8 protein-coding genes are annotated in these 11,209 nt (G+C 53.3%); 6 read left to right on the top strand and 2 right to left on the bottom strand.

Translation table 11 applies throughout. The features are described from left to right. Positions 1–281 precede the first annotated feature (281 nt). Positions 282–1,232: a DUF1559 domain-containing protein gene (locus Q0294_RS17875; RefSeq protein WP_299468171.1), complete on the top strand. Its 951-nt coding sequence runs from the start codon at positions 282–284 to the stop codon at positions 1,230–1,232. Positions 1,233–1,406: 174 nt separating this feature from the next. Beyond that, entirely contained in the window at positions 1,407–1,787 is a 381-nt protein-coding gene (locus Q0294_RS17870) for a hypothetical protein (protein WP_299468169.1), read from the top strand. A 21-nt stretch (positions 1,788–1,808) separates the two neighbouring features. Here Q0294_RS17870 and Q0294_RS17865 read toward each other — a convergent pair whose 3' ends face one another. Continuing rightward, positions 1,809–2,750: an isochorismatase family protein gene (locus Q0294_RS17865; protein WP_299468167.1), complete on the bottom strand. Its 942-nt coding sequence runs from the start codon at positions 2,748–2,750 to the stop codon at positions 1,809–1,811. Positions 2,751–2,941: 191 nt separating this feature from the next. Then, complete coding sequence (locus Q0294_RS17860; RefSeq protein WP_299468165.1) at positions 2,942–3,793, bottom strand: alpha/beta hydrolase; 852 nt, start codon at positions 3,791–3,793, stop codon at positions 2,942–2,944. Positions 3,794–4,045: 252 nt separating this feature from the next. On the opposite strand from Q0294_RS17860, the gene Q0294_RS17855 reads away from it, so the two are divergent. From Q0294_RS17855 to Q0294_RS17840, 4 genes are all read left to right on the top strand, one after another. Next, complete coding sequence (locus Q0294_RS17855; protein ID WP_299468163.1) at positions 4,046–5,293, top strand: neutral/alkaline non-lysosomal ceramidase N-terminal domain-containing protein; 1,248 nt, start codon at positions 4,046–4,048, stop codon at positions 5,291–5,293. A gap of 129 nt (positions 5,294–5,422) precedes the next feature. Beyond that, entirely contained in the window at positions 5,423–8,806 is a 3,384-nt protein-coding gene (locus tag Q0294_RS17850; protein WP_299468161.1) for a PSD1 and planctomycete cytochrome C domain-containing protein, read from the top strand. 5 nt (positions 8,807–8,811) lie between these two features. Continuing rightward, positions 8,812–10,263 (top strand): DUF1501 domain-containing protein, encoded by a 1,452-nt coding sequence (locus Q0294_RS17845; protein WP_299468159.1) that lies wholly within the window; start codon positions 8,812–8,814, stop codon positions 10,261–10,263. Between the two features lie 202 nt (positions 10,264–10,465). Continuing rightward, a partial coding sequence (locus tag Q0294_RS17840) for a PhoD-like phosphatase N-terminal domain-containing protein (RefSeq protein WP_299468158.1) occupies positions 10,466–11,209 on the top strand: 744 nt, incomplete at its 3' end.

The raw sequence follows: 11,209 nt of genomic DNA, 5'->3' as shown, positions 1-11,209 counted from the left end.
TTCCACCAGAAAATAGTTGACATTTTTGCAAACGTATCAGTAAACTTTTAATTAATCTTATGTATATTAATATACATAAGATTATGCTGAGTGGTTCATATTTACGCACTAAGTCGAACATATTGCAAATCTGAATGAGAATCCAAATCCGTTTTAGCTCGATTCAACTCTTGTCTTAGCCAAACAGGTCCCTTTGAGTTCCGGAAAATTCGGTGTTCCTCGGGGAATGGAGATGTTTTTATCAATATCGACTTATTTCATTTTTTCAAAGGAAAAGCAACATGAATCTGAAACGTTCACAGAAGCATGGTTTTACGTTGATTGAATTATTGGTCGTAATTGCCATTATTGCAATTCTGATTGCCCTATTGTTGCCCGCAGTGCAACAGGCGCGGGAAGCGGCCCGGCGGAGTTCCTGCAAGAATAACCTGAAACAACTTGGTCTGGCGTTTCATAATTATCATGAAACGTTCCAGCAGTTTCCTCTGCAACAAACGTGTTGTTATACCGGTGATACAGGCTCCCCCGCTCCACAGACATGGCGTATCCGTCATAGCTGGACGGTACGGATTCTGCCGTATATTGATCAGTCGACCATTTATAACCAGATAAATTTCAGCACGGACGGCATGTCTGGCACCAACCTTACGCTAAAGAAGAACCGGCTCAAGGTCGTTGAGTGCCCCTCAGATCCCCAGATTCAGGATACCGATACGGGGGCTGACGATGCCGGCGGTGAACTGCGCGGACAGACAGATTATGCGATCTCAGCCGGAGGACACCCCAACAGCACTGCGACCACACCGGGGACGTCCGGTGCTGGTTATGGTCAATTCAGTTCTATCAATCCTCCCAAGGTGCGTGACGTGCGGGGCATGTTCAGTCGCAGCGGGTACTCTGCGAAAATCAGCCATGTGACAGACGGGACGACTAATACCATCATGATCGGCGAAGTGCTGGGTCCTCAATGTCTCTGGCAGGATTGGGGTTATCAGAGCTGGGGCACGATGGCGCATCCGATCAATTACCGGAATGAGGAATTGATCGCCGGTACGCTCAGTCGCGGAGATGCGAACGCCTGCATCGGATTTCGCAGCCGTCATACAGGAGGCGCCTTTTTCACAATGGCCGACGGCAGCGTGCATTTTCTAAGTGAAAACATCGACGGCAATCTTTATCGAAATCTGGGCGATAAAGCCGACGGCAATGCGATCGGTGACTTTGGCGGTTAACGCTGCTTCACTTCGGTCAACTGTGAATTCAATCAGACGTCTTACTTTGTGATCAGCTCATGAAGTAAGACGTGGTTGGATCGAAAGTCAACTATGCATCAGGAATTCAGATCACACCTTGAAAGGCGCTTCATGTCAGGATATCGAACAGGATTTTTTTGCTTAGCATTTATTATGAGTCTGATGATGACCGGTTGTGGAGGAGGCATTGATGACGCGCCGGAAGTCGCTATTGTGACGGGAACCGTGATCTGGAACGGAAAACCTCTGGAAGAGGGGACCATTGCCTTTCATCCCGTCTCAGGCCGTTCTGCTTCAGGAACCATCAAAGGGGGAGAGATTGTGGAAGTAACAACCACGGTCAAAGGCGATGGTGCTCCCGTGGGGGAAAATAAAGTCACAATTTTTGCAACCAAACCTGATGAGAAGGATGCCTCAGGAATGGGCACCATTTCGCTGATTCCCGAACGGTACAACGACGTCAACAAATCCGGCTTGAAAGCCACGATCAAAGGGAATGCAGAAAATAAGGTCAACTTCGATCTGGTAAAATGAGGAATCGTCACCGCTTCAGAGTCAGGAATCGGGGTTGTTGCTTCCCGGAATGACTTTGGTTAAATCGCGTCCGAGAATCGAAGGGCACCAGTGGCGCTCGATATGTTCGATGATCATTTCGGTTCCTCGCGTGTGGCTGACATACGGACGGTCGCGGGGGTCATACAGCGCATCAGTCTGATCGCGGCACAGAACCACATTCATCTCCAGATATTTCAACTGACGAATTCCAAACGGGCGACCTAACACGCACATGTTGGTGTGCACGCCCATCAGCACAATGTTCTTGCGCTGTTCCTGTTGCAGAAAATTATAAATCTCCTGTCCGTTCGCGCTGATCACGTCGTAGCCGACCATTTTGATCGCCGGATGCTGATGGCGGTCGGTATTCTTTTTGTAATCGGCGATCGGGTCATCACAGCCTCGCAAACTGGATTCCGTGGAACGTTGTACTGTGTCATCCACGGGGAGCGGCGGTTCTTTTTCCGGGTTCAGGTAACACCAGCTCTGAATTGGAACGGGAGGCTTTGACGGTTTGGCTTCCTTGCTCCGTTTGCGAAACGGCGTCTCTTCGTATAATTGAATCCCACCACTGGGAGCATGGATGATGGCGACACCCTGGTCGCGGGCCAGCGAAATAACCTGATTCATCTTCGGTGCCATCCGGTCCACCCGCTGGGCGGCGAGCTTGCAGGGATGATCGGCCCACATGTCGCAGATGATGATGGCGGTTTCCGATGCGTTCCACTCTGTCTTTTCTGTGGTAGGTTTATCTGGCGTTTCAGCTGCGCGTTTTCGCAGATTGATCGACAGTTTACCGGGAACGGCGGGAATGCTTCGGGAGGTGACTTGCGAAGCATCTGCCAGGAGAGCAGTGAAAGAGGGGAAGAGCGAACCAGCCACGCACCCTTGCAAAACCGTGTTCAAAAACAGTCGTCTATGCTGGATGTGATCTGTCAGCATGATGGCTCCTGAGGAGTTAAAATAAGGAAAACGCAATTTCTATTGTGAAGCCGGACAGTGATCAATTCAATCCGGATTTAACAGAAAATCAGCAAGTTACTCAATTTGCGAGTGGAATTTCAGAAAGCGAATCCGCAACCAGAGGGCCGCTTAAAAATGGCTGGCAGCCCCTGATGGTTGCAAATGTGTGTTTATTCCTCAGTCGTTCGCTTCAGCCAGTCTCCACACAACTCAGGCCAGCCGGAAATCGGATTTTCGGAAGGCCGCAGGCCGTAACCGTGTCCCCCTTTTGCGTAGAGATGTAGTTCGGCGTCGACTTCGGCGTCTTTCAGATCGCGTGTGTAGTTGAATGCGCTGTCGACCAGCCGCCGGTCATCTAGCGTCTGCACGATGAAAGCGGGCGGGGTTTTGGCGTCGACTTTGATTTCGGGAGCCGACTTGCGTTTATCATCTTTTTCGTAGATATACGCGGGGTAAATCAGCACGGTGAAATCGGGACGACAACTCAGTTTGTCGGCTTCGTCGATTGCTGCATAATTGCGTTTCTCATAATTCGTGGAAAGATTCGCCGCCAGATGACCGCCGGCGGAGAAACCGAGCACACCGATCTGTGCGGGATTGATGCCCCAGTCCTTGGCTTTACTGCGGACAATGCCCAGGGCACGTTGGGCGTCTTTGAGGGATTCCTCGCGCTGTTTGTCGGGCACCGTGTACTTGAGAACCACAGCGTGAATGCCAATCGAGTTTAACCACTCGGCAATTTCGGTGCCTTCCAGATCATAGGCCAGAATGTTGTAGCCGCCCCCCGGAAAAATCACGACTGCGGGGGCATTCGGTTCCGCGTTTTTGGCTTTATAGAATTCAATCGCGGGCCGTTTGACTTTGGTGATGCGGACAATATTACTGTATGCGACTTCATCATCACTTTTGTCCAACAGGGGGCGATCAGGCCAGACAGCGATCCGCTCGTCGGGTTCCGGCGTTTTAATCGGTGCTGCGGCCAGCGATAACAGTAAAAAAACAGTCAGACAAATGTGTTTCATTGTGGTGCTCTCCGATATGATTTCGTTTCTGATTTCCAGATGCGGAATGATAATTTCAGGAATTCATGATAGCGGTATTGGCGGGCCAGTTGTAGTCCGACGTGCTTGCCTTCCCCTGCTTCCGCGGGTGATATTCGGGAAAACTGTTGATCACTGTGTTTGGGGAGGGTACCATCAAGGTGATGAGTCTCACCGCGATGGGCCCCGGCGCCGATCGCAAAACACTCCCCTGAAACAGGAAAGTCCCTCAGCATGGTTCGATTTTCGCTTTGCCTTCTATTTGTTTTCAGCCACGCTCTTTACACAGACGCAGCGGAACCCGCCAATCCAGAACCTGTGGAGTGGAAAGCGGGAGTCGCTTCTGCAAAGATCACTCCCGAAAAACCGCTGCCGATGGCCGGTTATGCAGGCCGCAAGGAACCGGCGGAAGGGACCGAGCAGGATCTGTATGGCAAAGCACTGGCGATCGAAGACAAAGCAGGAAACCGAGTCGTGTTTCTGACGCTCGATCTGATTGGCGTGGTTGACCAATTGCGGGCCGATGTGACAAAACAGGTTCAGGAGAAATACAACCTGCCGCCGCAGGCGCTGCTGATGAATGCCTCGCACACGCATTGTGGTCCCGCTTATGGCCGCGATGATGCGAAAGAATATTACGACACACTGGTGCCGGCTCTGGTCAATGCGATTGGCGAGGCCATTGAAGGGATGCAGCCGGCCAAACTAAGCTGGTCGGCGGCACGCTGCTCAGTCGCCATGAACCGCCGCACGCCAACTGCCACCGGGTATCGTAATCACCCGAATCCCAACGGCCTGGTCGATCATCAGGTACCCGTGCTCAGAGTGGATGACCCGAAAGGGGAATTGAAAGTGGTGATGTTCGGTTATGCCTGTCATAATACGACGATGGGCTTTCGCAAATGGCTGGGCGATTATGCCGGGTTTGCGCAGGAGTATTTTGAAAAGGATCATCCGGGCGTAACAGCGTTATTTATGATGGGCTGTGGCGGTGATCAGAACCCGTATCCGCGCAGCGAACTGCATTATGCACATAAGCACGGTCGTTCGCTGGCGACCGCAATTGAAGCCGCTCTGGAAGTCAATCAGCGAACCCCCTTGCATCAGCATGTTTTACACGGACCGCTCAAAACGGCTTACGGAACCGTGCAACTTGAATATCTGCCGGAAAAGAACCGGGAGCCCTGGGACTATCCGGTGCAGGTAATTCAATTCGGTAACGATCTGACCCTGGTAGCGCTGGGAACGGAAGTCGTCGTTGATTACTCACTCCGCATCAAGCAGGAGCTGTACGAACCGGAGGGACCTGCGATCTGGGTCGCCGGTTATTCGAACGTCTATTCCGGATACATTCCCAGCAAGCGGGTTTTGCTCGAAGGGGGCTACGAAGCGAGCCGTCCGTATAAGCCCGATGTCGAAGAACGCATCATCGGTAAAGTTCTGGAATTGAATGCGGGGCTGCAGGGGGCGGCTGCCAAATAACGGGCTTCCCAGAGAATCTGCTGCATCTCTGATTGAGTTGACGCGACTTTTCTCATAGGATAAGAGTACATAAACAATCTTTAATATGATTCTGGACGCCTTCCTCTGTCACGTTCCGGAGAAACGACCATGTTTCCGGCCTGCCAATTTTCTTTCCCGAAACGTGAGTGCCTGCTCATCGCACTGCTGATGTCTTGCGTGGCAGCGAAAGCGAATGCGGAAAAACCGTCACCCGGGCTGGAACTCTTCGAAAATAAGATCCGTCCGGTGCTGATTGAACATTGTTACGAATGTCATTCCGCTGCGACGACTGAAATCAAAGGGGGCTTGCGAGTCGACAGCCGTGACGCACTTCGCTCGGGCGGCGAAACGGGGGCTGCTGTCGTGCCCCACAAAGTCGATGAGAGTCTGTTGCTCGACGCGCTACGACATGAATCCTTCGAGATGCCTCCGGGCAGGAAACTGTCTGAGGAAGTCATTGCCGATTTTGTGAAGTGGGTCGAACTGGGTGCTCCCGACTCGCGCGACAAACCGCCCACGATAGCAGAAGCGGCGTCGCTTTCCTGGAAAGCCATTTTTGAAAAGCGTCGGAAATGGTGGAGTCTGCAACCGCTGAAGGAGGTCAAGCCACCCGATCCGGAAGCAAATGACTGGTCACAACAACCGGTCGACCGATTTCTGCTTGCAGCCATGCAAACGGTCAAACTGGAACCGGCTCCCGAGGCAGAGCCGCGCACCCTGATGCGGCGTCTGTCATTTGTGCTTACCGGATTGCCTCCCGATCCCGCACAGGTCCAGCAGTTCGTGGCGGATTCAAAACGCGATTCGGCAGCCGCTTATGAAAAGCTGGTGGACCAGTTGCTCGCTTCACCTCATTTCGGCGAGCGATTTGCACGACATTGGATGGACGTGGTTCGCTATACCGATACTTACGGTTATGAATGGGATAATCCGGCGAAGGGGGCGTGGGAGTATCGCGATTACTTAATCCGCGCGTTCAACCAGGATGTCAGTTATGACCAGCTGGTCCGCGAACAGATTGCCGGCGATCTGTTGACGCAACCCCGCATCGATCAGAACAGCGGTTTTCATGAAAGCCTGATCGGCCCCCTGTTTTATCATATGGGAGAACATCGCCACGGCGACAGCCTGGATTTCAACGGCATTCATCAGGAGATGATCAACAACAAAATCGACGCATTCTCCAAAGCCTTTCTCGCCAACACCGTCGCCTGTGCCCGTTGTCACGATCATAAACTCGATGCGATTTCACAGCGCGATTATTATGCGCTGGCCGCCGTCTTCATGACGCCCCGCTGGACGTCTCGCGTGATTGATGTGCCCGGTAAACACGATGAGCTAATTGAAAAACTCAAACAGTTGCGCGGCGAGATTCATCAGGAATTAAAACAACGCTGGAAAACAGAGGCGGGACAGTTTGCCGAGGAACTCTCGCAGGCTTTGGATGAAAAAACAGACAATCCGCGTGCCGCGCTCTGGCGCACCGCGATTGGACTGAATGCAGACGAAGAAAAAAAGGCGGCAAAACCTAAACTGGGTGAAGTGGCTTATCCCACTCAACGGTTGCTCACAGTTTCGAAGCCGGCAGAACTCGCGGCTGTCTGGCAGCAACTTTCCACGGAATGGAAAACGGCCAGCGAAACGCACCGCCGCCAGAATCAGGAGCGATTTAACGTACTCACCGATTTTGAACAGCCCGGCTTTCCTGCAGACTGGCAGACCGAAGGAGATGGGATTCGTCACGGTTACGTAAACGATGGTACGCCTTTGATTGCACTGGAAGGGGGGGATGTTGTTCAACGTGTGCTGCCTCGCGGTTATCACACACAGGCGCTCTCTTCCAAACTGCCGGGAGCGATCCGGCCTCCTGCGGAACGGGACATCTCGGGGAAGATAGTCAGCCTCGAATTAGCGGGGGGCGAGTGGAGCGGATTTATTCGCGTTCCTGATAACGCGTTTCAAACCGAGAATGTGATCTTTTTCGACCACAGTGAACCAAAGTGGCAAACCTTTGCCGACCGGCCGCTGGTGAATGGAATTCAACGTCTGACATTTGAAATTGCCACCAGCGATCTGAACCCCAATTTCCCGCCACGCACTGGCAAAACGCGAGCCGGTGGCAAACTGTTGCCTGCTGAAGATTTTGGTTTTGATAAACGCAGCTGGTTCAGCGTGACGCGCATCGTGACGCACGATGCTGCGGGCGTTCCTGCTGACGAATTGGGCCGATTCGAAGCGTTGTTTGTAATGGCTGCCCCGCAAAGTTCTGCGGAAGCCTGTCAGCATGTTGGTGGCTGGTTGTTGGCGGCGGTTCAGCGGTGGTCGGAAGACAAAGCGAGTTCAGAGGATGTCAAACTCATCAACTGGTTACTGGAGAAACAACTGCTCAACAATACGGCCGGCAATGATTTACGGCTGGTTCAATTGTTGGCAGACTATCGTCGTGTGGAACAGCAGTTGCCGTTTGCACACACGGCGAACAGTATGGATGAGCGGGGTTTCACTCCCGTCCGTTATCCGCTCAATGTGCGCGGCAATGTTGATGAGTTGGGCCCGCTGGTCGCGCATGATTTTCTGGAAGTCTTCGCGGGGCAAAACGGCGTCAGTCAGAGTCCCGGCAGTGGTCGACTGGAACTGGCCGAATTTCTGGTGAGCCCGCAGCATCCGCTGACAGCGCGGGTCTATGTGAACCGGGTCTGGCAGTGGTTATTTGGTGAGGGGCTGGTCAGAACGCCGAACGACTTCGGCCATCTGGGGGATCAGCCGACACACCCGGAGCTGCTGGATTATCTGGCGCGGGAATTCATGGCTGACGGCTGGTCAACGAAACGACTGATTCGGCGGCTGGTACTGACCCGCGCGTTTCGGCAGTCGGGACAGGTGAGTGTGGCAGCGGTCAACGTTGATCCCGATAATCGCTTGTGGCAGCACTATCCTACGCGGCGGCTCGAAGCGGAGGCGATTCGGGACACGCTGTTGACCGTATCGGGGCGACTGGATCGGCGGTTGTATGGTCGTCCTGTTGAATCTCCCCGTTCCAAAGAAGATGCTTCCAAGCGACTATTTAACGGTCCGCTGGATGGTGAAGGGCGGCGTTCTGTTTATCTGCGGATGTCAATTATGGACCCGCCCCGGTTTCTGGTGGGCTTTAATCTGCCTGATCTGAAGTTGCCTACCGGAAAACGGGATGTGACGAACGTTCCGAATCAGGCTCTGATCCTGATGAACGATCCGTTTGTAAAAGCGCAGGCGAAGGAATGGTCGGGTCGATTGGTGACACAACCGGATGAGTCTGTCGAGCAACGCATCACACAGATGTTCTTCAAAGCTTACGGCCGCGCACCCGATGCATCGGAACTGAAACGCTGGAGCGCACTGGTGCATGATTTAGGCGGCACCGCTGATCCACAAAGTCTGCTGGCCGACCCGAGTGTCTGGACTCATGTGGCGCATGCCCTCTTCAATACCAAAGAATTCATTTATTACCGGTAATCGACATGAAGACCTCACAAAAATATTCTGCCTGTTGTCCGGGACATCTGCCTGTCGCCAATCGCCGTGGTTTTCTGAAAAATACCAGTGCCGGTTTTGGCTGGCTGGCGTTGGCTGGTTTGCTGGGAAAACAGACACAGTCCCAGGCAGCGACGAAGCAGATCAGACCGCAGCATACTGCCAGGGTGAAGAATGTGATCTTCTGTTTCATGGATGGGGGACCGAGTCATGTGGATACATTCGATCCCAAGCCGGCTCTGAAAACGCACGAAGGCAAACCGATCGGGGCAGGGGCGGTTTCGAAACGCTCTCAATCGAACGCCGGTCGCGTCTGGCTGGGCAGTCCCTGGAACTTCCAGCAGCGGGGTGAAAGTGGTCTGTGGGTCAGCGATCTGTTTCCAAAGCTCGCGTCGGTGGCTGATGAGTTGTGCGTAGTGCGTTCGATGGTTGGTGAGCTGCCTCTGCACGGTCAGCAGAATTTATTGTTGCACACGGGGCGCATTATCGGCCAGGCCCCCAGTATGGGCGCCTGGGTCTCGTATGGACTGGGGACCGAAAATCAGAATCTGCCCGCGTATGTCGTGCTCAATAATGACTGGGTTCCCAACGGTGGCCTGGAAAATTTTGGCAGCTCCTTTCTGCCGGCCACACATCAGGCGACCATGGTGCGTGCGAAAGGCATTCCCGTCGATAACATTCAACCCGGCGATCCGCGGGCGCTGCAAGAACGCAAGCTGGCATTACTCGCAGAACAGGACAGCGCGTTTGCCGCACAGGCCTCAGAGGCGTCTCCGATCGAAAGTGCGATTGCCAATTATGAAACCGCATTTCGCATGCAGACGCTGATTCCGGAAGTGTCCGATATCAGTAGAGAACCTCTACATATTCAACGCGATTATGGCGTTGATTCGAAAGACGAACATCAGCACTATTATGCGACACAAGCCTTGCGGGCACGACGACTGGTGGAAGCGGGCGTGCGGTTTGTCGAGATTACCTGTCCCAGTTTTGACAGTAATAATTCTCCCTGGGATCAGCACGGCTTGCTGAAACAGAATCACGAAAAGAATGCCCGGATCACCGAGCAATCAGTGGCGGCATTGATTACCGATTTGAAATTGCGTGGACTGCTGGAGGAAACACTCGTGGTCTGGGCGGGGGAAATGGGACGCACGCCGCACACACCCAAAGTCACGCCGACCTGCGGCCGCGATCATCACGTCAACGGTTACAGTCTGTTTATGGCGGGGGGCGGTTTTAAGGGAGGGATGACCTATGGTGAGACCGATGAGTTCGGTAATTCTGTCGTGATCAATCCGCTGACGATTCATGACATCCATGCGACGATTCTGCATCAGATGGGCGTTGATCATGAAGCACTCACCTTTCGACATGGGGGCAGGGATCACCGTCTGACCGACGTGCACGGACATGTGATCAAAGAAATATTGAGCTGAGGGACTTCGTGAAGTTCCCGTTAAAAGTCAGCGCAGCGGTCTGATTTGAAGAGATCTCTGGTTGCTTGTGCCCGAATGCTCTCTTAGAATAAAAGTCGCTGCAGCGTATGCCTCCGCCGACATACCATGATTGCAGAGCAAACCGATATTCATTCCCCAACGATCCTTCCCGCCGATCTCGTTTAAAACAGGTAAAGAAACCATGTTCGATTTTAAGCAACTTCAAGCAGCAATCAAATCTGAAAACGGTGTGAGTCGGCGGTTATTCCTGTCCTACGGGGCGGCACTGTCGTCTCTGCCGTTTCTGACACCGGTCGCATGGGCTGATCGTTCGCCAGTGTTTAAGAAAGATCCGTTTACGCTGGGCGTGGCGTCAGGAGATCCTGATTCGAGCAGTGTGATTTTGTGGACGCGACTGGCTCCTGAGCCGCTGGAGCCCAATGGCGGCATGGGGCCTCAGGCGGTGGAGGTCCGCTGGGAAGTGGCAGATGATGAAGGGTTTCAGAAACCGGTTGCTTCCGGAACCGCACAGGCCACACCGCAACTAGGGCATACCGTGCACGTGGAAGTTCCCGGACTGCAGCCTGACCGCTGGTACTGGTATCGTTTTCAGGCCGGTGACGCTGTGAGCCCGGTGGGTCGCACGCGAACCATGCCTGTCGCGTCTGACATGCCGGAGCAGCTTAAGTTTGCGTTTGCCTCCTGTCAGAACTTTGAGCAGGGTTTATTTACGGCTTACGAGCAGATGTCCCGCGATGATGTCGATCTCGTGTTCCATCTGGGCGATTACATTTACGAATATGCATCCGGTCGTAATGGAAAAATCCGCACGCATCTCGGTCCGGAGATTGAAACGCTGGGTGATTATCGCGTGCGTTATGCTCAGTACCGTTCCGATCCTTTGCTGCATCAGATGCACGCGAAATGCCCGTGGTTTCTGACGTGG

It is taken from the genome of uncultured Gimesia sp., from assembly GCF_937919775.1.
Lineage (GTDB): Bacteria > Planctomycetota > Planctomycetia > Planctomycetales > Planctomycetaceae > Gimesia.
The sequence above is the reverse complement of the archived record's forward strand: the minus strand, read 5'-3'. Positions and strand labels throughout refer to the sequence as shown.